The sequence below is a fragment of the Planococcus sp. ISL-110 genome (genome assembly GCF_018613575.1).
Lineage (GTDB): Bacteria > Bacillota > Bacilli > Bacillales_A > Planococcaceae > Planococcus.
In genome coordinates, this window is record NZ_JAGGPX010000005.1 from 1 (window position 1) to 21,267 (window position 21,267).

At 45.0% G+C, this 21,267-nt stretch carries 20 protein-coding genes; 18 read left to right on the forward strand and 2 right to left on the reverse strand.

Annotation, left to right across the window (positions count from 1 at the left end):
- The first annotated feature begins 650 nt into the window (after window positions 1–650).
- The 3 genes from J7I83_RS02385 to J7I83_RS02395 all read left to right on the forward strand — a co-directional run bounded on the left by J7I83_RS02385 (window position 651) and on the right by J7I83_RS02395 (window position 4,024).
- Complete coding sequence (locus J7I83_RS02385; RefSeq protein WP_215099094.1) at window positions 651–2,180, forward strand: nitrate/nitrite transporter; 1,530 nt, start codon at window positions 651–653, stop codon at window positions 2,178–2,180.
- A gap of 70 nt (window positions 2,181–2,250) precedes the next feature.
- Complete coding sequence (gene moaA / locus J7I83_RS02390) at window positions 2,251–3,267, forward strand: GTP 3',8-cyclase MoaA (protein ID WP_215099095.1); 1,017 nt, start codon at window positions 2,251–2,253, stop codon at window positions 3,265–3,267.
- 58 nt (window positions 3,268–3,325) lie between these two features.
- Window positions 3,326–4,024, forward strand: a complete 699-nt coding sequence (locus tag J7I83_RS02395; RefSeq protein ID WP_215099096.1) for a Crp/Fnr family transcriptional regulator — start codon at window positions 3,326–3,328, stop codon at window positions 4,022–4,024.
- 81 nt (window positions 4,025–4,105) lie between these two features.
- Here the strand turns inward: J7I83_RS02395 and J7I83_RS02400 are convergent, their stop codons facing one another.
- Entirely contained in the window at window positions 4,106–5,008 is a 903-nt protein-coding gene (locus tag J7I83_RS02400) for an aldo/keto reductase (protein ID WP_215099097.1), read from the reverse strand.
- Window positions 5,009–5,087: 79 nt separating this feature from the next.
- Between J7I83_RS02400 and J7I83_RS02405 the strand changes: the two genes are divergently transcribed.
- From J7I83_RS02405 to J7I83_RS02435, 7 genes are all read left to right on the forward strand, one after another.
- The gene (locus tag J7I83_RS02405; RefSeq protein WP_215099098.1) at window positions 5,088–5,639 is read left to right on the forward strand and encodes an NUDIX domain-containing protein; all 552 of its coding nucleotides are present in this window, start codon (window positions 5,088–5,090) and stop codon (window positions 5,637–5,639) included.
- Window positions 5,640–5,743: 104 nt separating this feature from the next.
- Window positions 5,744–6,205: a ferric iron uptake transcriptional regulator gene (gene fur / locus J7I83_RS02410; protein WP_049693200.1), complete on the forward strand. Its 462-nt coding sequence runs from the start codon at window positions 5,744–5,746 to the stop codon at window positions 6,203–6,205.
- A 111-nt stretch (window positions 6,206–6,316) separates the two neighbouring features.
- A complete protein-coding gene (gene xerD / locus J7I83_RS02415) occupies window positions 6,317–7,219 on the forward strand; it encodes a site-specific tyrosine recombinase XerD (RefSeq protein ID WP_215099099.1) in 903 nt (300 codons plus the stop codon).
- 67 nt (window positions 7,220–7,286) lie between these two features.
- On the forward strand, window positions 7,287–8,477 hold the full coding sequence (deoB, locus tag J7I83_RS02420; protein ID WP_215099100.1) for a phosphopentomutase: 1,191 nt from the start codon (window positions 7,287–7,289) through the stop codon (window positions 8,475–8,477).
- A gap of 314 nt (window positions 8,478–8,791) precedes the next feature.
- Entirely contained in the window at window positions 8,792–10,096 is a 1,305-nt protein-coding gene (locus J7I83_RS02425) for a pyrimidine-nucleoside phosphorylase (protein ID WP_215099101.1), read from the forward strand.
- 69 nt (window positions 10,097–10,165) lie between these two features.
- Window positions 10,166–11,488 (forward strand): diaminopimelate decarboxylase, encoded by a 1,323-nt coding sequence (lysA, locus tag J7I83_RS02430; RefSeq protein ID WP_215099102.1) that lies wholly within the window; start codon window positions 10,166–10,168, stop codon window positions 11,486–11,488.
- A 179-nt stretch (window positions 11,489–11,667) separates the two neighbouring features.
- Entirely contained in the window at window positions 11,668–12,027 is a 360-nt protein-coding gene (locus J7I83_RS02435) for a GNAT family N-acetyltransferase (protein ID WP_215099103.1), read from the forward strand.
- 1 nt (window position 12,028) lies between these two features.
- On the opposite strand, the gene J7I83_RS02440 is transcribed toward J7I83_RS02435, so the two are convergent.
- A complete protein-coding gene (locus tag J7I83_RS02440) occupies window positions 12,029–12,529 on the reverse strand; it encodes a DUF309 domain-containing protein (protein WP_215099104.1) in 501 nt (166 codons plus the stop codon).
- A gap of 85 nt (window positions 12,530–12,614) precedes the next feature.
- On the opposite strand from J7I83_RS02440, the gene J7I83_RS02445 reads away from it, so the two are divergent.
- From J7I83_RS02445 to J7I83_RS02480, 8 genes are all read left to right on the forward strand, one after another.
- Window positions 12,615–13,388 (forward strand): segregation/condensation protein A, encoded by a 774-nt coding sequence (locus J7I83_RS02445; RefSeq protein ID WP_215099105.1) that lies wholly within the window; start codon window positions 12,615–12,617, stop codon window positions 13,386–13,388.
- Complete coding sequence (scpB, locus tag J7I83_RS02450; RefSeq protein ID WP_215099106.1) at window positions 13,366–13,956, forward strand: SMC-Scp complex subunit ScpB; 591 nt, start codon at window positions 13,366–13,368, stop codon at window positions 13,954–13,956. Before J7I83_RS02445 ends, scpB begins: the two co-directional genes overlap by 23 nt.
- A gap of 263 nt (window positions 13,957–14,219) precedes the next feature.
- Window positions 14,220–14,951, forward strand: coding sequence for a pseudouridine synthase (locus J7I83_RS02455; protein ID WP_215099107.1), 732 nt, complete (start codon window positions 14,220–14,222; stop codon window positions 14,949–14,951).
- A gap of 91 nt (window positions 14,952–15,042) precedes the next feature.
- A complete protein-coding gene (gene resA, locus J7I83_RS02460; protein ID WP_215099108.1) occupies window positions 15,043–15,603 on the forward strand; it encodes a thiol-disulfide oxidoreductase ResA in 561 nt (186 codons plus the stop codon).
- A gap of 13 nt (window positions 15,604–15,616) precedes the next feature.
- Window positions 15,617–17,275 (forward strand): cytochrome c biogenesis ResB family protein, encoded by a 1,659-nt coding sequence (locus tag J7I83_RS02465; RefSeq protein ID WP_215099109.1) that lies wholly within the window; start codon window positions 15,617–15,619, stop codon window positions 17,273–17,275.
- Window positions 17,272–18,456, forward strand: a complete 1,185-nt coding sequence (gene ccsB, locus J7I83_RS02470) for a c-type cytochrome biogenesis protein CcsB (protein ID WP_215099110.1) — start codon at window positions 17,272–17,274, stop codon at window positions 18,454–18,456. The genes J7I83_RS02465 and ccsB overlap by 4 nt, the downstream gene beginning before the upstream one ends.
- A gap of 299 nt (window positions 18,457–18,755) precedes the next feature.
- Window positions 18,756–19,472 carry a response regulator transcription factor gene (locus J7I83_RS02475; protein ID WP_215099111.1) on the forward strand — a complete coding sequence of 239 codons (717 nt, stop codon included), beginning with the start codon at window positions 18,756–18,758 and terminating at the stop codon, window positions 19,470–19,472.
- Complete coding sequence (locus tag J7I83_RS02480) at window positions 19,465–21,246, forward strand: ATP-binding protein (RefSeq protein WP_215099112.1); 1,782 nt, start codon at window positions 19,465–19,467, stop codon at window positions 21,244–21,246. The genes J7I83_RS02475 and J7I83_RS02480 overlap by 8 nt, the downstream gene beginning before the upstream one ends.
- Window positions 21,247–21,267 lie beyond the last annotated feature (21 nt).

Below are 21,267 nucleotides of genomic sequence, written 5' to 3' on the forward strand. Positions count from 1 at the left end.
CGCTTCCGCTTTTCTTAATTGTCCAGACTCTAGCGCCCAGATTCTAGGGACATAAGCCACTCTGGCTGTGCGGCTGAAAAAACGCCGCTTCGCCAGATCGTCTTATGCCCGTCGAATCTACACGGGCGCTTCCGCTTTTCTTAATTGTCCAGACTCTAGCGCCCAGATTCTAGGGACATAAGCCACTCTGGCTGTGCGGCTGAAAAAACGCCGCTTCGCCAGATCGTCTTATGCCCGTCGAATCTACACGGACGCTTCCGCTTTTCTTAATTGTCCAGACTCTAGCGCCCTGATTCTAGGGACATAAGCCACTCTGGCTGTGCGGCTGAAAAAACGCCGCTTCGCCAGATCGTCTTATGCCCGTCGAATCTACACGGGCGCTTCCGCTTTTCTTAATTGTCCAGACTCTAGCGCCCAGATTCTAGGGACATAAGCCACTCTGGCTGTGCGGCTGAAAAAATGCCACTTCGCCAGATCGTCTTATGCCCGTCGAATCTACACGGGCGCTTCCGCTTTTCTTAATTTAAGGGTTTCCCCTTGCAGTAGGAGGGTACTCCCCTATTAAAAAGATGGCTTTCTAGAGATACACTGAAGGCAGGGAATCAATATAAAAAAATCGTAAAGAAAACTTAGCGGAAAAGGTGATTTTGATGATCAAGAAACTGCAATTGCCCCTTCAAACAATGAATCTCGTGGTCGGTTTTATGGTGTGGGTGATTATATCTTCTCTTATTCCATTTATTAGCGAAGATATAGCCATAGCTCCGGAAAGATTGGCTATTGTAACGGCTGTACCTGTTGTTCTGGGTTCTATTCTGCGTATTCCACTTGGCTATTATGCCAATGTCTTTGGAGCGCGAATTATTTTTCTAGTAAGTTTTATCCTGCTTTTGTTTCCGGTCTTTTACTTAAGTGAAGCTTCCAGTTTTATAGATCTTATCATCAGTGGATTGTTCCTCGGTATCGGTGGAGCTGTTTTTTCAGTAGGGGTAACCTCGCTGCCGAAATACTATCCGAAGGAAAGACACGGATTCGTCAACGGAATTTATGGTGCTGGTAACATCGGTACAGCCGTCACCACATTTTCAGCTCCGTTGATTGCCACACAGATTGGCTGGTCAGACACTGTTAAACTCTACTTGATCCTGTTGCTGTTTTTTGCAGCTTTGAACTTTTTCATTGGTGACCGCCATGAACCGAAAGTGAAAACCCCTATTCTTGAACAGATTAAGGGCGTCTATAAAAATGAAAAACTATGGTTTTTTTCTTTATTTTATTTCATCACATTCGGTTCTTTTGTAGCATTCACGATTTATCTGCCCAACTTTCTTGTCAGCAATTTTGGGCTGGAAAAAGTGGATGCGGGCATGCGGACTGCCGGCTTTATCGCACTTGCGACTTTTCTCCGGCCGGTAGGCGGATGGCTTGCCGATAAATTGCAGCCTTTGCTGCTGCTGATGGGTACGTTCTTCGTCTATACCATCGCCGCTATTGTGTTGGCATTTTCTCCGACAATCGAGATTTACACAGTCGGTACTCTGGCTATTGCAGTAAGTGCCGGTATCGGCAATGGCGTTATCTTTAAACTTGTACCGTTTTACTTCAATAAGCAGGCAGGTATCGCAAATGGTATTGTCTCAATGATGGGCGGGCTCGGCGGGTTCTTCCCTCCAATCATGCTGTCGGTTATTTTTTCTGTAACTGGGCAATACTCGATCGGCTTCATGCTTCTTTCCCAAGTGGCATTGGCGAGCCTCGTTCTGGTTGTCTGGATGTACTACCAGGACCGCCTGCAGCTGGTGGCAGAAGTTTTCAAGTCTACCGGGCAGGGCATTCTGGTGACGGACATCTCCGGGGAAATCAAAACGGTGAACCCTGCTTTCACTAAACTGACTGGATTTGACGAGATGGATGTCGTCGGACAAAATCCAAGCATCATGAAATCCGACAGACAGCCAAAGGACTTCTATAAAGAAATGTGGCAGGAAATTGAGCAAACCGGTATGTGGCAAGGGGAAATTTGGAACCGGCGCAAAAATGGCGAAGAATATCTCCAATGGTTGAATATCAGTGCCGTAAAGGATGATACGGGTGAAGTCGTCCGTTATGTTGGAACCTTTACTGACATCACTTCTGAATACCAGAAAAAAACCGGCTCGATTCCACTAATGACTACATGAATGAGCGACGATAAATAAAGCGTGAAATTTCGAATAGAATTGAAGATAGCACGTAAGAGAGGAGGATGGGATGATGATGCAACCATTGACGGATCAGCTGGGACGTCCAATGAGGGATTTGCGGATTTCTGTTACAGACCGATGCAATTTCCGATGTTCTTACTGTATGCCGAAAGAGGTCTTCGGTGACGATTATGCTTTCTTGCCCAAACAGGAATTGCTGACCTTTGAAGAAATCCACAGACTCACCAAATTATTTGTGTCAATGGGGGTTAAAAAAATCCGATTAACAGGCGGAGAGCCCCTATTGCGCAGGGGTCTACCGGAATTGATCAAATTGATCTTTTCGGTCGAAGGAGTAGAAGATATCGGATTGACCACTAATGGATTATTGCTTAAACGGCATGGCCAGGCATTGTATGACGCGGGACTCAGAAGGCTGAATATCAGTCTGGATGCTCTTGATCCTGAGTTATTCGGAAGTCTGAACGGGAGAGGGGTCAGCTCCGAAACTATTCTGGAACAAATTGACTATGCAAAAGCTCTTGGTTTTGAGATTAAAGTGAATATGGTGGTTCAAAAAGATGTCAATGATGCTGAAATTATCCCGATGGCAGAATACTTTAAAGAACGGGAAATCACTCTGCGTTACATCGAGTTTATGGATGTCGGAAATGATAATAATTGGAGTTTCAAAAAAGTCGTAACCAAACAGGAAATACTCAAGAAGCTCGAATCGGTTTACACATTAACAGCTGTCGATGAAGATTATTTTGGTGAAGTGGCCAAAAGATATCGCCATGAAGGCAGTAATGCTCAAGTAGGTTTCATCACATCCGTTTCAGAATCGTTCTGCTCCTCGTGCACAAGATCCAGGTTATCTTCCGATGGCAAATTTTATACATGCCTTTTTGCAACAGAAGGGTTTGATATACGGGAACTTCTCCGAAATGACTGGAATGATTCACAGCTTCTCGAAGCAATCGGTGCAGTCTGGAACGGCAGAAAAGACCGCTATTCCGATGAACGAACTGAAGCAAGTGCTAAAAACCGCAAGAAAATTGGCATGTCTTATATTGGTGGTTAATCTTTGGAGCATAATAAAGAAAAGATACAAATGCGTGGATTAATACAGGAGGGAAAGTATGGAGAATAATGGGGTAAAGCAACCATCTTCGCCACATGAACATCTATGTGTATCCATCGTTCCGATATTTAATCATCTTGAACAAGCCGAACTGAAAGAAGTCGCTAAAACCACCAAACGGCGAAACTTGTCAAAAGGCGAAGTCCTGTACCGGGCAGGCGAAAAATCCAATTCTTTGTATATCATCCACAAAGGTAAATTGAAAGTATATCGTCTGACTGAAAATGGCAAAGAACAGGTGATTCGGGTTCTGCAATCAGGTGATTTTACGGGCGAACTGGCTCTTTTTACTGACAATGTCCATGATTCATATGCAGAAGCAATGGAAGCTACAGAACTGTGCACAATAAATAGCCCAGACATAAAAGATTTGTTTTTAAAGTATCCGCAGATATCATTGAAAATTATCAAGGAATTCTCGTTGAGGCTGGATCAGACAGAGCATCAAGTGACCAGTTTTACGACAGAAGATACGGAGACAAGAGTCGCTTTGTATTTACTTCAGCAAGCTGAATCCAGTCAAAGTCCGGAGATTCAATTGCCAATGTCGCGGAAAGATCTTGCATCTTATCTCGGGACTACGCCAGAAACCATCAGCCGAAAATTGGCCAAGTTTGAAGATCAAGGCTGGATACGGCAGTACAATCAACGAGCGATCCGTATTATGGATATTGATGCCTTGACGCTTTATAAATAAAACCCAGCAGCAATTCCGCTAATCAAAAGCGGATTGCTGCTGGGTTTTTATGTTGCTAATCAGCATAAAGTGCATTGTATCTTACTCTCGGTGTTCCTGATAAATGTCCTGTCGAGTCAGCGCTTTTGCTTCTGCAACCTGCTCTGGTGAAACAGGGGTTTCATATGCTTTGATGGTTGCTTTGATCTGGTCTGCTGAACTGGCACCGGCGACAACCGAGCAGATACTGTCATGCTGCAATATGCTCTGCAGCGCCAGTGCGTGGAGATTTTCATGGACAGCCATCAATTTCTGCAGGGTATCCTTTAACTCAGCTTCATTGTAGTTTAGGTAGCCATCCATATTGCCAGCCCGCTGAAGCCCTTCCCCAGTCAATAGCCCTTTTGCCAAAGTGCCGCGTGTAACAACTGATTTCCCTGCTTGTCCGATGCTGTCGAGCAGTTCTTCCGGGCGGCGGTCCAATAAGCTATACTGCATCATAATCGATGCAATATTTCCTTTGTCCAGAAACCGTTGGATGACGTTCGGACGGATGGAGGAGATGCCATATGCGCGAATCAGGCCTTCTTTTTTCAATTCTTCAAAAGCCTCAATGGTTTCTTCTGCATCGTCGGTGATCATACCGCCGTGCAACTGGTACAGGTCGATGTAATCTGTCTGCAGCCGTTTCAGGCTCGCATGGATCTGCTCTTTAATATGCGCTTTGGACGGATTCCATGTGACTTTGTCAGAATCGGCACTCCATTGATTTCCTACTTTGGTGGCTAAAACGATGTCTTTCCGTTGGCGCTTTAATGCTTCGCCGACAACTTCCTCATTTACACCCTTATTGTATAAATCTGCGGTATCGAAATAACTGATGCCTTGTGCAATTGCTTCGTCTACGATGATGCCCGCTTTTTTAGGATCTGACGGCAATGACATGCAGCCTAAAGCAATTTCACTTACCTCGATCCTGCTGTTGCCCAATAAGTTCTTCTTCATTTCTCCACCTCATTTAGTCTGTCGTATCTTATATGGTATACTTTTCCTCAGATAAACCACAAATGAAAAGAGGGCTCCAATGAAGAAGTTTGAAGAAAAGACCATTCATTCAAATCGTTTATACGAAGGAAAAATCATTAATTTAAAAGTTGATGATGTATCGCTGCCCAATGGCCACACATCAAAACGTGAATTGATCGAGCATCCCGGAGCGGTTGCCATTATCGCCATTACCCCTGACAACAAAATCATTTTGGTGGAACAGTACCGGAAAGCGCTGGAGCGATCTTTAGTGGAAATTCCTGCCGGAAAACTCGAGCCCGGAGAAACACCAGAATTTACCGCAATGCGTGAGTTGGAAGAAGAAACCGGGTACACAGCAGAGAGGTTGGTTAAAATACAGACTTTTGCCACTTCCCCTGGATTTGCGGATGAAGTGGTCCATCTTTTTGCAGCTGAGGGCTTAAGCAAAGCAACAAATGGAGCCGTGCTGGATGATGATGAATTTGTAGATTTGATGGAAGTGACGCTTGAAGAAGCAGAGCAAATGGTGATCGATGAAAAAATCTATGACGCAAAAACAGCGTTTGCAGTGCTGTGGGCAAAACAGCGCCTTTCAATTGAGAATTAAAACGATTCTCTCTTTATAACGATTATAATTAAAGGGTAGATAGTATTGTTGTAATTGAGAACTCCCTTTTGATATAATAGAAGCAGTTTGAGGGAGGGCGTCGCATGGAAACCAGGATTGATCGGATTAAAAAGCAGTTACACGCTGCGAGTTACAAATTGACGCCACAGCGTGAAGCGACAGTTCGAATTTTGTTAGACCATGAAGAAGATCATTTGAGTGCAGAGGACGTCTATCTTTTGGTGAAAGATATTGCACCGGAAATCGGATTGGCGACTGTGTACCGGACGCTGGAGCTTTTAACAGAATTGAAAATTGTCGACAAAATAAATTTTGGTGATGGCGTGTCGCGCTACGATTTGCGTCAGGAAGGTGCTGCGCATTTCCATCATCACCTTGTGTGTTTGGAATGTGGAGCAGTGGATGAAATACAGGAAGATCTTTTGGAAGATGTGGAGAATATAGTAGAGAAACGCTGGAATTTTCAAATTAAAGACCACCGTCTTACTTTCCATGGCATCTGCTGGCGCTGCAACGACAGCAGCTCTCAAAATCCATCAGAATAACTGATGCCAAAAGGACGGCCCATACAGGCCGTCCTTTTTTTATGGAAAAACGGATATGCTTACAGCAACAAGAAGATTGTCTTACATGTAAAACAAGAGGGAGGCAGACGCATGAACTTTGGCAAAGATGCACTCGACGATTACGTGCATTTTCTGCGTGTTGAAAGACAACTTGCAGATAATACTCTATCGTCATACCAACGGGATTTGAAAGCTTATCTGCAGTATTTAAAAGAAGTGGAGCAACTGGAGTCCCTCAGTAAAGTTGAACGGGTACATATATTGAATCATTTGCGCCATTTGAAGGAATCGACGAAAACGCCGCGGACTGTTGCGCGCCATATTTCGTCTATCCGTTCTTTTCATCAGTTTCTAATCCGCGAACGCATTGTCGAAAACGATCCGACCGTTCATTTGGAGATGCCGCAAATGGACAAAAAGCTGCCGAACATCTTATCTATCGAAGAAGTAGATGCTTTGATTCAAGCACCTGCTACCAATAAAGCCAATGGTTTGCGGGACCAAGCGATGCTGGAATTATTATATGCCAGCGGAATGAGGATCAGCGAGTGCATCAATCTGGACGTGGAAGATGTCCATTTAACGATGGGCTTTGTCCGCTGTACCGGCAAAGGGGGAAAAGAACGCATCATCCCTTTAGGCAAATCGGCGCTGAATTCCTGCCAGACTTATTTGGAGCAAGGCCGGATGGAGTTGCTGAAAAGTGGAGAAAAAACGGATGCCATGTTCATTAATCAGCGTGGTAAGCGATTGACGCGCCAAGGCTTCTGGAAACTGCTCAAGCAGCACGCCCAAAAAGCGGGAATCCAAAAAGAATTGACGCCACATACACTTCGCCATTCCTTCGCCACGCATTTGCTGGAAAATGGTGCGGATATCCGTGCAGTGCAGGAAATGCTCGGACACGCAGATATCTCTACGACACAAATATACACACATGTCAGCAAAACACGCTTGAAGGATGTTTATTCGCAATTTCACCCTCGCGCCTAAAAGAGGTCTGACTTCCGACGAGGGTGGGACTATGGTAAAATAAAAGCGAAAATAAGGAGGAAGACTTATGACTATCAAACCATTCAAACGCGTTCATTTAGTAGTATTGGATTCAGTGGGCATCGGCGAAGCGCCGGACGCTGAAGCATTCGGAGATACAGGATCAGACACCCTCGGCCATATCGCGGAAGCGGTGGGCGGATTGAACATGCCGAATATGGAAAAGCTGGGACTTGCCAACATCGTTCCGGTGAAAGGGCTTGCAGCCTCTGATACGCCAGCAGCCTTTTACGGCAAATTGCAGGAGGCCTCTGTCGGAAAAGACACCATGACAGGCCATTGGGAGATCATGGGCTTGAATATCGATACACCTTTTAAAGTATATCCAGACGGATTTCCGGAAGAGTTGATCCAACAGCTGGAAGTAAAAACAGGCCGCAAAGTTCTCGGCAATAAACCGGCGAGCGGCACTGAAATTTTGGATGAACTTGGCCAGCAGCATATGGAAACAGGGTCTATTATCGTCTATACATCGGCTGATCCGGTTCTGCAGATTGCAGCTCATGAAGAAATCATTCCGCTGGAAGAGCTTTACCGCATTTGTGAAATTGCACGTGAATTGACATTGGAGCCGGAATATTTAGTCGGCCGTGTCATTGCGCGTCCATTCCTGGGACAGCCTGGTGCATTCAAACGGACTACAAATCGCCACGACTATGCCTTGGCACCATTCGGGCGCACTGTCATGAACGAGCTGAAGGATGGCGGAAAAGACGTTATCGCTATCGGAAAAATCGATGATATCTACAACGGTGCAGGCGTCACGAAATCCTTGCGCACGAAGGATAATATGGATGGCATGGATAAACTGGTGCAAGTTGCCGGGGAAGATTTCCAAGGGTTGAGCTTCCTGAATCTGGTGGACTTTGATGCACTGTATGGTCACCGCAGAGATCCGCAAGGGTATGGAGATGCACTTGAGGCATTTGATGCCCGTTTGCCTGAAGTGTTGGAAAAGATGGAAGAGGATGATTTGTTGATCCTTACAGCCGATCATGGCAACGACCCGACGTTCCGAGGCACTGACCATACGCGCGAATACGTTCCACTTTTAGCTTATTCTCCGCGCTTTACTGGCGGTGAGCAGCTGGAAACCGGAAAAACGTTCTCTGACATCGGTGCAACCATCGCTGAGAATTTTTCAGTGGCGATGCCTAAATTCGGCAAGAGCTTTTTAGCTCGTTTAAACGGTCAGTAAGAATCCCGCCTTTTCAACCCTATTAAGAAGAAGCAGTATGAAGAAATCGTTTCAGTCGGACGCTTTCCGCGGGCGAAGCGATGCAACGACATACAAGAAATCCACTCGGGCGTTAAGCCCGGAGGAAAGATACGGCCGAAGGGAGTTCGGACCGTATCTTTGCGACAAAGCTAGCGCAGCGATGCGGGAGCACCGGGTTTTCAGGAAATGGTTTGCTGAATATTCATAGCAGACTCTTATGGATTTAATTTTCTGAATTAGAAAGATAAGCAACTCAACATACTTTAAACCAAACTAAAAAGGCGGTAGTGTTCATGAGAATGGTAGATTTGATTGAAAAGAAAAGAGACGGCAATGAATTGTCGACAGAAGAAATCAAGTTCGTCATCACCGGCTATACAAATGGCGACATCGCCGATTACCAGATGAGCGCTTTCCTGATGGCCATCTATTTCCAAAATATGACCGAACGCGAACGGGCAGATCTGACAATGGCAATGGCAGAGTCAGGCGATCAGATCGACTTGTCAGCGATTGAAGGCATCAAGGTCGATAAACATTCCACAGGGGGTGTCGGCGATACAACTACTTTGGTGCTTGGGCCCTTAGTGGCTGCTTGCGGTGTTCCTGTTGCAAAAATGAGCGGACGTGGACTTGGCCACACAGGCGGAACAATCGATAAGTTAGAAGCAATCGATGGTTTCCATATTGAACTTTCAACAGAAGATTTCATTAAGCAGGTAAATGACCACAAACTGGCGGTAATTGGCCAAAGCGGAAATTTAACTCCTGCTGATAAGAAAATGTATGCATTGCGTGATGTGACGGGTACGGTCAACAGCATTCCTTTGATTGCGAGTTCCATCATGAGCAAAAAAATCGCAGCCGGGGCTGATGCTATCGTCCTGGATGTAAAGATAGGCGAAGGCGCATTTATGAAGACACCGGAAGATGCTAAGGAATTGGCGCATGCGATGGTTGGCATCGGCAACGCAACAGGAAGAAAAACAATGGCTATCATTTCCGATATGAGCCAGCCTTTGGGATTTGCCATTGGCAATGCACTGGAAGTTAAAGAAGCAATTGAAACCCTACAAGGCAAAGGACCGGAAGATTTGACGGAGTTGTGCATGGTACTCGGCAGTCAGATGGTCGTTGTTGGTGGTAAAGCAGAAACCTTGGAAGAAGCGCGGACCATGCTGGAAAACGTTATTGAGAATGGACAGGCATTGGAATTTTTCAAGCAATTTATAGCGGACCAGGGTGGCAATCCAGCAATAGTGGATGATGTCACATTATTGCCACAGGCTGAATTTGTTACAGAAGTGCCATCCAAACAAGAAGGTTATATTTCATTTATGGAAGCGGACGAAATCGGCACGGCAGCCATGGTGCTGGGAGCAGGCAGAGCAACGAAGGAATCCCAAATCGATTTAGCTGTAGGCATCGTCCTTCACAAGAAGGTGGGAGACTTCGTCAAAGCCGGCGAGTCGATCGCTACCATTTATTCCAACACACAAGAACTCGCAGAATGTTCTAAAATGATATATAATAGTATCGAATATACAAGTGAACCGGTTGAAAAAATCAAGCTGATTTCAGCATTGATAACCGATTGACAAAAAATCTTGCTGGGTAGATGCTCAGCAAGATTTTTCACATACATACATTATCAGGAGGGGCTTTTATTGCATTTATACGGCACACAAACAATCAATGAGCAGGGCCATTTGACGATTGGCGGAATCGATTCAGTGGAATTGGCGAAAACCTACGGTACACCGCTTTACGTTTATGATATTGAGTTATTCCGGGATCGCGCCAGAGCGTTCCAGAAAACCTTTGAAGAAGCAGGGATCGGCTATCAGGTCGCTTATGCCAGCAAAGCATTTTCGACCATCGCGATCTACCAGGTGGCGGCTGAAGAGAACTTGTCACTGGACGTGGTTTCTGCTGGTGAACTATACACAGCTGTCAAAGCGGGATTCCCAGTCGAAAAGATTCATTTCCACGGCAACAACAAAAGCCGTGACGAGTTGCAGATGGCCTTTGAAGTCGGCATCGGCTGCATCGTAGTCGACAACTTCCATGAAATCAATTTATTGAAGAAACTTTCAAAGCAGTCCAAACAACCAATGAATATCCTGTTGCGCGTGACTCCTGGAATTGAGGCTCACACACACGATTACATCACGACTGGACAGGAAGATTCGAAATTCGGATTTGACTTGAAGAATGGCCAAGCTGACAAAGCATTCCAAGAAACCTATAACCATGAGTATTTAGAACTGATGGGCCTTCATTGCCATATCGGTTCTCAAATCTTTGATACAGGCGCATTCCAGTTGGCATCTGAAAAGCTGCTCCAGAAAATGGCTGAATGGAGAGAGGAATTCGACTATACATGTTCGGTATTGAACCTTGGGGGAGGCTTTGGCATCCGTTATACAGAGGAAGACGAGCCGCTTGAACCGGCTGATTATGTAAAACAGATGATTGAAACCGTCAAACAAACCTCTGAAACTTCTGGGTATCCGATTCCTGAAATTTGGATCGAACCGGGCCGGTCGCTGGTTGGTGATGCAGGAACTACGCTTTACACCATCGGCTCCATGAAGGAAGTGCCCGGAACCCGCAAGTATGCCGCGGTTGATGGCGGCATGTCGGACAATATCAGGCCAGCTTTGTACGGAGCAAAATACAGCTCTATCGTGGTCAATAAGGCAGATGCTGAATTGACAGAGCAATACACGATTGCAGGGAAATGCTGCGAATCGGGAGATAAGCTGATCGAACAAGCTGAGCTGCCTTCCTTGGAAGAGGGAGATCTACTCGGTGTTTTCTGTACCGGTGCCTATGGCTATTCAATGGCCAGCAATTACAATCGCCTTGCGCGGCCGGCCGTTGTATTCGTGGAAAACGGAGTGCACCAGCTGGTTGTGAAACGCGAAACGAATGAGGATTTGATCAAACAAGATCTAAGTTATTCCCAAAAGGCTGCTCAGAAATGAAAAAAGAGAACTTGATCTTACTGTTTTTTATCCTGGCGATGGCCATTGCCTGGGGATTTATCTATTGGATCTTTTTTGCAGAAAATGTCACAGGCGGCTAAAAATGCTCTCTTGAGTTATCGGTGGAACTATAGTAGTATGGTAAAAGCCGCTTTTAGACGAAAATGAGGGATTTAATTATGTTATTCAGATATAAGAAATCATTCGAGAAAATCGCTATGGGGCTGATGTCTTTCATGCCCAAAGAGCGAGAGTTGAAAAAACTGCAGCAAACCATGCACATCTATGAAGAAAACCCGGATTGGCAGTTGTTCCTTTGGAAAAAAGGGGATGATTTCGTCGGATTATTAGGTGTGGAAGTTAGCCAAGGGTCTTATACAGTACATCACTTATCGGTAAATCCTTCGCATCGCGGAGAAGGGATCGGCCATGAAATGGTGGAGAAAATACAGGATATCATGCAAGATCGGAAAATGCTTGCGACGGAAGAAACCGAAGCTTTTTTAAAAAAATGCCCAGTAAAAAAAGGCGACCTTTAATTTAAAGGTTTCGCCTTTTTTTTTGTTCGCGCAAACTGATGATGGAAGAACGGTCACGAAGCCTATGCTTATGCATAAGGAAATAAGGATCCTGTTGGACCAGAGGATTTTCGGAATAATAGGATTCAACTGCCTGCTTCAGCTCTTCTGAAACAATCGGGATTTCTTGAACGAAAAACGGCTTGCGTTCTGTGACGGCTTCAATCGAATTGGTTAAAATACCGATCAGTTTTTCATGGTCAAATCCTTCCACCCAAGTTCCGCCCGAAGCCAATTTGACCTTGGCACGGATGAACGAGCGCAACGCTCCTGGATAATTGCTTCTTCGCCAATGATACATGCCGACCGCCAGTTGGATCCAGCCGGTAAGCGGATGCATCTTGTCTTTGGGTGCGATAGCTTTCCAGTATTCTTCGCCAACTTCGTGGCATTCGAAATAATCTTTTTCTTCATTGAAATTAATGATGTATTGAATAAACAGCGGATGGTGAAGTGGATGCATTTTGATCTCCTTTCTACTATAATAAAGTGTAACTGCCCATTTTAATCGGGATGGACGAGTATTTTAACAGTCAGGTGGTACAGTCATGTCATACGAAGTAAAAGTAGAGGCCTTTGAAGGCCCTCTTGATTTATTATTGCATTTAATCCACCGTTTGGAAATTGATATTTACGATATTCCTGTTTCACAGATCACTTCACAGTATATGGAACACATACGTGCGATGCAAGTTCTGGAATTGAACGAAGCAAGTGAATACCTTGTTATGGCCGCCACATTGCTGGCCATTAAAAGCAAAACGCTGCTGCCGGTCCATGAAGGGGAACTGGATGAAGTCGAGTTCGATTTTGAGGAGCAGGACCCGCGGGAAGAGTTGGTGTCGAGGCTTGTTGAATACCGGAAATACAAGGATGCTTCGGAGAATTTAAAGGAGCTGGAAAACAGTCGTTCCTTTATCTTCACGAAAGCGCCTATGGATTTATCGGAAATCCAGGCAGCTATTCCGTACGATCAGGTCGACCTTGAGGTAAATGCCTACGATATGCTTGGAGCGTTCCAAAAAATGCTTCGCCGAAAGCAATTAAAAGCACCCTTATCTGCACGCATTGCAAGACAGGAGATTTCCATCAAACACCAGATGGCCTCAATCGTCGATCAACTGAAATTGTCAAATGGCCGTACGTCTTTCAGCAAGCTGTTCCCATCAAACGACAAGACCGTGCTGGTAGTGTCGTTTTTGTCAATTTTGGAATTGATGAAACGGCAGGTCATTGCGGTAGAGCAGGAAACGAACTTCACCGATTTGATGGTGGAACTCAGAAAGGACAAGTGGGAATATGAAGACGAATCTTTCGAGTAAAATAGAGGCGCTGCTTTTTGTAGCTGGAGACGATGGCCTGACGTTAAAGCAACTTCAATTTTTAACAGAAGCGGACAGTGAAGATCTGCAGTCTGGCCTAAAAGAATTGGAAACACGCTACTGCAACTCGGTCAGCGGCATCTGCCTCAAGGAACTGGCAGGAGTCTTCCAACTGGTGACCAAGCAGGAAGTGGCTGAAACGATTCAAAAGCTGGTGGAAAATCCAACCGTACAGGCATTGTCGCAAGCTTCTCTGGAAGTTTTGGCGATCATCGCCTATAAGCAGCCCATTACGCGGGTGGAAGTTGAAGACCTGCGCGGAGTGAAAAGCGAAAAAGCGCTGCATACCTTGACTGCTAAAGGGCTGGTTCAGGAAGCGGGACGGGTCGAAGGGACAGGGCGAGCCATTCTGTATGGCACAACAAAAGAATTTCTGAATTATTTCGGGTTGAAGAATCTGGGCGAACTTCCGCCCTTGCCTGAAGAAGCTGTAAGCGATTTGGATGACGATGCAGATCTTTTTATGACCAATTTTCAACAAACCTTTAAAGAAGAAGTAAAAGTGTAGAGGGTTTCTTACGGAAGGCTGTGCCATTGACAGTCTTCTTTTCTTTTGAGCTTAGCGCTTCCGCTTTTGGGGGAAATGTGACATAATTCCGAGAGGAACGAACGGCATATCGAGTTATTGTAATACATTTGCAGTGCTTGGCGGGAGACATCCGAAAATACGCATTTGCGCTTTTCGGTTGGCCTTCTGCTGCTGTGTCCAGCTCTTCGGGTTGAACAGGCGCGTACGCTTTTCGAAAAAATACTAATGAGGTGAACTTATTTATGGAAAGATTACAGAAAGTACTTGCACATGCAGGCGTAGCATCACGACGTAAGTCGGAACAATTGATTTTGGACGGCAAAGTGAGAGTCAATGGAAAAACGATCAAAGAATTAGGAGTTAAAGTTTCGAGCACAGATAAGATTGAAGTTGAAGGTGTTCAGCTTGAAAAAGAACAGAAGGTCTATTACTTATTGTATAAGCCGCGCGGCGTCATTTCCGCTGTTTCGGATGATAAAAACCGCAAAGTCGTGACAGACTTTTTTACAGACATTGAAAAACGGATTTATCCGGTTGGACGATTGGATTATGATACGTCCGGTTTGCTGATTATGACGAATGATGGCGAATTCGCCAATATGCTGACACATCCAAAATTTGAAATTGATAAAACCTACGTAGCCCGCTTAAAAGGAATTCCGGAAAGGGACGACCTGAAAAAGTTGGAACGGGGCATCAAGCTCGAAGATGGTATGACAGCTCCAGCTAGAGTAAAGCTCCTATCGGGAGATAAAAAGACAGGTAAAGCGATCGTACAGATCACGATTCATGAAGGAAGAAACCGTCAAGTCCGGAGAATGTTTGAAGCAATCGGCTACCCGGTCCAGAAGCTGAGCCGTGAGCAGTTTGCGTTTCTAACACTGCATGGTTTGAACGCTGGCGAATCACGAGAGCTTTCTGCTCATGAAGTCAAACTTTTACGTGTTCTCGCTGAAACGGGCAAGCGCGTCTAACGTTCACAAACACTTCAAAACTCCAGACTTGCGACTGAACAAACTTTGTTATAATTAAGTTTGCATAATATCCCTCGAAGGAGGAACAAGGATGGATGAACGAGCAGTTCCACAAAAGAACGACAAAAAGAAAAAAAGAGCAGTAATTAGAACCGTTATTTTGGCGATTTTGGTAGCCGCCGTCGGTTACACCATCTACAACAGTGCTACCGCCGAGGAAGTCAGCCTCCTTGAAGTAGGTGACAAAGCGCCTGATTTCACATTGGTGGATCTTGAAGGCAATAATCATAAATTATCGGATTATGAAGGCCAAGGAGTCTTTTTGAATTTCTGGGGTACATGGTGTAAACCATGCGTGAAAGAAATGCCAGCCATGGACCGGCAGTACGAAACCTTTTCAAACGAAGGTGTTCAAGTGCTCGCAATAAACATCGCTCAATCAGATTTTGAAGTCCAATCTTTCGCTGATCAATATGGCTTGTCTTTTCCAATAGTGATCGATAAAACCAAAAGTGTGATGACTGCCTACAGCATCAGGCCATTGCCGACCACAGTACTTGTGAATCCGGAAGGAAACATTCAACGCATCATTACAGGTGAAATGACGGAACAGGATATTGAAGGGTTTATGGAAGAAATCAAACCTGAATAAGGAGATTTTTTGGATGGAAAATTTACAATGTCAATGTGGTCATATGAATCCGCCTGGTACGAATCTATGTGAATCGTGCGGACGGTCTTTGACTGAAAAAGAACAAAACAGCAAATTGGTGGATATGCGCTACGAAGGAACAGCTAGACGTTCGCAAACCTATAATAAATCCATCATCGATAAAATCTGGAACTTTTTTTCAAGTGTCAAAGTGGGTGTCAGTATTATTATCGTCCTGCTGGTTGCCGCAGCTATCGGGACAATCCTGCCGCAGCAAGCGTTTGTTCCAGCGACTACAGAAGCGACAATCAAGGATTATTATGCCGATACTTATGGCAGCATTGGGCGCGTCTATCATTATCTAGGTTTTCATGATTTGTACAGTTCCTTTTGGTTTATCGCTTTAGTAGGAATGCTGGCTATTTCATTGATAATTGCGAGCTTAGATCGCTTTGTCCCTCTTTATAAATCGTTGAAAAACCAGCGGGTCTTGCGCCATCCGAGCTTTATGGACAAGCAGCGCATCTACGGCAGCGGTGCTGGGGCTGAAGATACGCTGGAAAAAGCAGAAGTGAAATTAAAAGAATTGAAATACAATATCCGGACGGATAAAAATGGGCTATTGGCTGAAAAAGGCCGCTTTTCCAGATGGGGTCCGTACGTCAACCATATCGGTTTGATCATCTTCCTTTTTGGTGTCATGCTGCGCATGATGCCAGGATTCTATGTAGATGAAAGCCTATGGCTGCGTGAAGGTGAAACGAGAGCGATTCCTGAAGTGCCGGGCTATTATCTGGAGAGCAAAGGATTTGAGCTCGAAAACTATACGGGTGAAGGCGGAGAAGAAGTATTCGGTGAAGCCTTGGACCGTGTCGGTACAGTAGCGAAAAATTATCAGACAGATGTTGTCCTGTATCAAAAAGCGGAAGATGCCTTGCCGGGTGCAGCTGATGGCCAGGAAATGGTCAAGGAATATCCAATTCGTGTCAACCAGCCGCTAAAATTCGACGGTTATGCCATTTATCAGATGGATTACCGTTTGGATGAGCTAAAAGCGATGACGTTCGCATTGACCAACAAAGAAACGGAAGAATCGCTCGGTGAGTTGACCATCGATTTAATTGATCCGGTAGATACTTATGAACTTGAAAATGGTGCAACTGTTGAATTGCTCGGTTATTATCCGGATTTTTCAGGATTTGAAGATGGGGAACCGCAAACGGCAACCCCATTGCCAAACAATCCCGGTTTCCTGGTAAAACTGATTACTCCTGAAACACCAGAAGGAGAAACAAGCTTTATCACGATTCAAAACACAGTAGAGCCTTTAGGGGATAATGACTTTAAACTAACTTTCCTAAGTGCAGATACACGGGATGTTTCAGGCCTTACCGTACGGAAAGACAGCACCTTGCCGATTCTTGGCCTTGGCGGTTTAATCTTTATGATTGGTGTAGCGCAAGGGATGTACTTTAACCATCGCCGTTTCTGGATTCAGCAGAAGGCGGACGGCACAATATTATTAGCCGGGCATACCAATAAAAACTGGTTCGGTTTGAAGAAAGATCTTGATCAAGTTGTTGAATATGCGTCATTGCCCGCTTACACAGATCAACAAGATGAAATCGACAAAGCAGAGAAAGCGGAAAAGGAAGGTGAAGCATTGTCATGAATTTAGCCGATTTAAGTTCAAATCTTCTATATGTGGCGTTTGTCGCCTACCTGATTGCAACATTTGTATTCGGTGGAGCAGTCAAAGGCAATAAAGAAGGCACATTTAACTCAGAAAAACGGTGGGGCAGAGTTGCAATCACTATCACCCTTATCGGGTTTATCGCCAATCTTGGTTATTTCTTTACCAGATGGGGCGCAACTGGCCATGCTCCACTCAGCAATATGTTCGAATTTACGACAGCCTTCGGCATGACATTAGTCGGCGGATTCATTATTTTGTATTTCCTTTACAAAACGCCGGTTCTGGGCATGATCGTATTGCCTGTTGCTTTATTGATCATCGCATTTGCGAGTATGTTCCCGAGTGAAGTCAGTCCGCTTATTCCAGCGCTTCAGACAAACTGGTTGGCAATTCACGTCAGCACAGTAGTCATTGCAGAAGGAATTCTAGCTATCAGTGCTGCTGCAGGCTTGATTTACCTATTGAAAGTAGTGGACCCTACAAAAAAATCCAAGCAGCGTTTTTGGCTGGAAGCCATCATGTACTCCTTAGTACTAGTTGTCGGCTTTGTCGTAGCTAGCTCGTTCTTCTCATTGACTGGCTATGAAGCGGAATTCACGTATGTGGATAAAGAAGACAAAGAAGCCGCTATCACTTACGCCATGCCTCCTATTTTCGGCATGAATGAGTATGTAGCTTTAACAGACGAAGCCATGGCGCCTCTTATCGAAACACCGGCGCTTGTCCATGCCGGGAAGTTGACTACCGTCGTCTGGTCCGTTATTGTCGGAACAATCATTTACTGGTTGATTCGCCTGATCTTCAGAAAACGCATTGCGGCACTCTTGAAACCATTTGTCAAAAATGTCAATTTGCAGTTGATGGATGAAATCGGTTATCGTGCCATTATTATCGGCTTCCCGATTTTTACATTGGGTGCGTTGATTTTCGCCATGATTTGGGCACAAATTGCCTGGTCCCGTTTCTGGGGCTGGGACCCGAAAGAAGTATGGGCATTGATCACCTGGTTATTTTATGCCGCTTACCTGCATTTGCGTCTGGGTAAAGGATGGCAAGGTGAAAAATCCGCATGGCTGGCAGTTATCGGCTTTGTGATCATCATGTTCAATTTGGTTGTTGTTAACTTAATAATCGCCGGATTGCATTCTTACGCGTAGAAAGACGGGCCTTTTCCGGTAACGGAAAAGGCTTTTTATTGTTTTTTAGGCTCCAGCGCCCAAATTTCGGGATCTTAATCCACTTTGGCTTTCCAGCTGCAAGTGCTTAGCTCTTCGGGAAATGAGGCAGAGCTAACCAGTTATTTTCACTTTTTTTCTAAGCGGCTAAAACCATACCGCTTCGTCAGAAACTCGCGTTTTTAGGGCGGCTTCTACTTTTGGACGCTTGCGCTTTTCTTTATTTTTGTCAGGGTTATCGGTACAATGAAACATAACAGAAGAAAGTTGGAGGGGTTAATATGTCTGAAGAGATTACGGTATTGGTAGTGGATGACGAGGAACGGATTCGGCGATTGCTGAAAATGTATCTGGAGCGCGAAGGCTACTTAGTAGAAGAAGCTGAAAATGGTGTCCAGGCATTGGAAATGGCAATGGAAAAAGATTATCACTGCATCCTGCTGGATCTGATGATGCCTGAAAAAGATGGTGTAGAAGTGGCTACCGAATTGCGTGAAACCAAAATGACGCCAATCATCATGCTTACCGCCAAGGGGGAAGAAGCCAATCGAGTCGAAGGCTTTGAATCCGGAGCGGATGATTATATCGTCAAGCCGTTTAGTCCAAGAGAAGTAGTGTTGCGTGTCAAAGCAATTTTGCGGCGTTCTTCGGCTTATTCTCCAGTCTCCAATTCAACCGTCTCGAAAGACCTGGTTGTTTTTCCACATCTGACTATAGACCATGATGCTCATCGTGTAACTGCTGATGGCGTGGAAGTGAATTTAACGCCAAAAGAATATGAATTACTGTACTTTTTAGCAAAAGCGCCAGATAAAGTTTTCGACCGTGAGCATTTGCTGAAAGAAGTTTGGCATTATGACTTTTTCGGTGATTTACGGACAGTCGATACGCACGTCAAGCGTTTGCGTGAAAAATTAAACCGCGTCTCGGAATCTGCAGCGAAGATGATTGTCACTGTATGGGGCGTAGGTTATAAATTTGAGGTCGGCAATGAATAGAATATGGAATAGTGTCGTCGGGAAGCTTTGGATTACGATCCTGCTTCTCGTTTCTTTTGTCCTTTTTATTGTGACAGTTCTGCTTTTGGAGTTTCTTGGAAACTATCATAGCGAAACCGTGGAAGAAGCATTGAACAGCGAAGCGAATATGATCGCAAATATCTTCAACGACCATGCTGAAGTGGCAAGCTCGCTGGAGATCATCGAAGACGTCATTGGAACGGAAACCAATGCGGTAATTGCCGAAGAACCTTATGACGGCAGGTATTATATCCATGATGGCTTAAATGGCTCTGAAACGCGCGAAAAAATATTAAATGAGCCGTCCTTTCAACAAGTATTCGAATCGGATGAGACAGTGATGAAGGAAATGCTCCTGCCCTCCTTGACAGAACCGAATCGGCTGGAATCTTACATTGTCCTGGCAAGTCCGCTGCAGACAAGGGAAGAGCAGCATGGCGTTGTATTTATCTACCAATCATTAGAAGTGATGGACCGTACCGCGGAGCGGACAACCAATATCGTATTCCTATCGGCATTTATCGCCCTTTTATTGACTACATTTTTTGCATTCTTTTTATCATCACGAATAACGTCGCCGCTCCGAAAAATGCGGGAAGGCGCATTTGAACTGGCCAAAGGCAATTTTGATACAAAAGTCAGAGCAACTTCCAATGACGAAATTGGGCAATTGGCTACTGCCTTTAATCAAATGGGCCGTCAATTAAAGCATCACGTTGAAGTGATCAATCAGGAAAAAGAACAATTATCAAGCATACTGACGTCAATGGCGGATACCGTCATCACCTTTAATCAGGATAAAACTATTTTATTGAGCAATCCTCCAGCAGAGAAATTACTGCAGCAATGGGTCTTTAAGAATGGTTCTACTGAAGCCCAGCCGCTGCCTGCAGAAATGCTTCATATGCTTGACCATGTACTGAGTTTTGAAGAAGAAATCGAAGAGGAACTGGAAATTGAAGGTGCTTATTATGCCATTAATTTCAGCCCTTTATACAGTGGGGAATCCATTCGGGGAGCGGTCGCTGTCTTGCACAATATGACCGAGCAGCATCGTCTGGAAAAATTGAGGGAAGACTTTATCGCCAATGTTTCGCACGAATTGCGGACCCCGATTGCGATGCTTCAAGGCTACAGCGAAGCAATCTTGGATGATGTTGGTGCAACGGAAGAAGAGCGCCGTGAAATGACGAAAATTATCTATGAGGAATCACAGCGGATGGGCCGGCTGGTCACGGATTTATTGAATCTGGCACGGATGGAATCTGGCCATATGCGAATCTACAAGGAAATTGTCCAGTTGAACAGTGCCATTGAGCGCATGACCCTCAAGTTTTCGCAAATTGCCAAAGAAAGTGGCGTTCAATTGTCGTTCGAAACGACAATTGATGATTGGGCGGCCAGTGAAATTGACCAAGATCGGATAGAACAGGTCATGACTAATCTGATAGATAACGCAATTCGGCATACGCCTGGAGAAGGGCAAGTGGTGGTCCGTGTCGAACAACAACAGGAGTACGCAAAAATTTCAATCAACGATAACGGAGTGGGAATCTCAGAAAAAGACCTGGAATTTGTCTTTGAGCGGTTCTATAAAGCAGATAAGGCCAGAACGCTCGGCAAAGGTGGGACAGGCCTTGGCCTGGCGATCGCCAGCAATATCATCAAAGCGCATGAAGGTGAAATTTATGCGGAAAGTACTGTGGGGCAAGGGACTTCGTTCGTCTTTTTGCTGCCCTTAAAGAAGATGTAACTTTCCAAAGACAAAGACGAC

Bases quoted from the DNA above. Each gene is read 5' to 3' on its own strand.
- fur (WP_049693200.1), top strand. From the start codon at position 5,744: ATGGAAACCAGGATTGATCGGATTAAAAAGCAGTTACACGCTGCGAGT.
- J7I83_RS02440 (WP_215099104.1), bottom strand. From the start codon at position 12,529: ATGCATCCACTTCACCATCCGCTGTTTATTCAATACATCATTAATTTC.
- J7I83_RS02480 (WP_215099112.1), top strand. From the start codon at position 19,465: ATGAATAGAATATGGAATAGTGTCGTCGGGAAGCTTTGGATTACGATC.
- J7I83_RS02395 (WP_215099096.1), top strand. From the start codon at position 3,326: ATGGAGAATAATGGGGTAAAGCAACCATCTTCGCCACATGAACATCTA.
- J7I83_RS02385 (WP_215099094.1), top strand. From the start codon at position 651: ATGATCAAGAAACTGCAATTGCCCCTTCAAACAATGAATCTCGTGGTC.
- J7I83_RS02465 (WP_215099109.1), top strand. From the start codon at position 15,617: ATGGAAAATTTACAATGTCAATGTGGTCATATGAATCCGCCTGGTACG.
- deoB (WP_215099100.1), top strand. From the start codon at position 7,287: ATGACTATCAAACCATTCAAACGCGTTCATTTAGTAGTATTGGATTCA.
- J7I83_RS02475 (WP_215099111.1), top strand. From the start codon at position 18,756: ATGTCTGAAGAGATTACGGTATTGGTAGTGGATGACGAGGAACGGATT.
- J7I83_RS02455 (WP_215099107.1), top strand. From the start codon at position 14,220: ATGGAAAGATTACAGAAAGTACTTGCACATGCAGGCGTAGCATCACGA.
- ccsB (WP_215099110.1), top strand. From the start codon at position 17,272: ATGAATTTAGCCGATTTAAGTTCAAATCTTCTATATGTGGCGTTTGTC.
- J7I83_RS02400 (WP_215099097.1), bottom strand. From the start codon at position 5,008: ATGAAGAAGAACTTATTGGGCAACAGCAGGATCGAGGTAAGTGAAATT.
- J7I83_RS02445 (WP_215099105.1), top strand. From the start codon at position 12,615: ATGTCATACGAAGTAAAAGTAGAGGCCTTTGAAGGCCCTCTTGATTTA.
- J7I83_RS02435 (WP_215099103.1), top strand. From the start codon at position 11,668: ATGTTATTCAGATATAAGAAATCATTCGAGAAAATCGCTATGGGGCTG.
- resA (WP_215099108.1), top strand. From the start codon at position 15,043: ATGGATGAACGAGCAGTTCCACAAAAGAACGACAAAAAGAAAAAAAGA.
- scpB (WP_215099106.1), top strand. From the start codon at position 13,366: ATGAAGACGAATCTTTCGAGTAAAATAGAGGCGCTGCTTTTTGTAGCT.
- J7I83_RS02425 (WP_215099101.1), top strand. From the start codon at position 8,792: ATGAGAATGGTAGATTTGATTGAAAAGAAAAGAGACGGCAATGAATTG.
- xerD (WP_215099099.1), top strand. From the start codon at position 6,317: ATGAACTTTGGCAAAGATGCACTCGACGATTACGTGCATTTTCTGCGT.
- moaA (WP_215099095.1), top strand. From the start codon at position 2,251: ATGATGATGCAACCATTGACGGATCAGCTGGGACGTCCAATGAGGGAT.
- J7I83_RS02405 (WP_215099098.1), top strand. From the start codon at position 5,088: ATGAAGAAGTTTGAAGAAAAGACCATTCATTCAAATCGTTTATACGAA.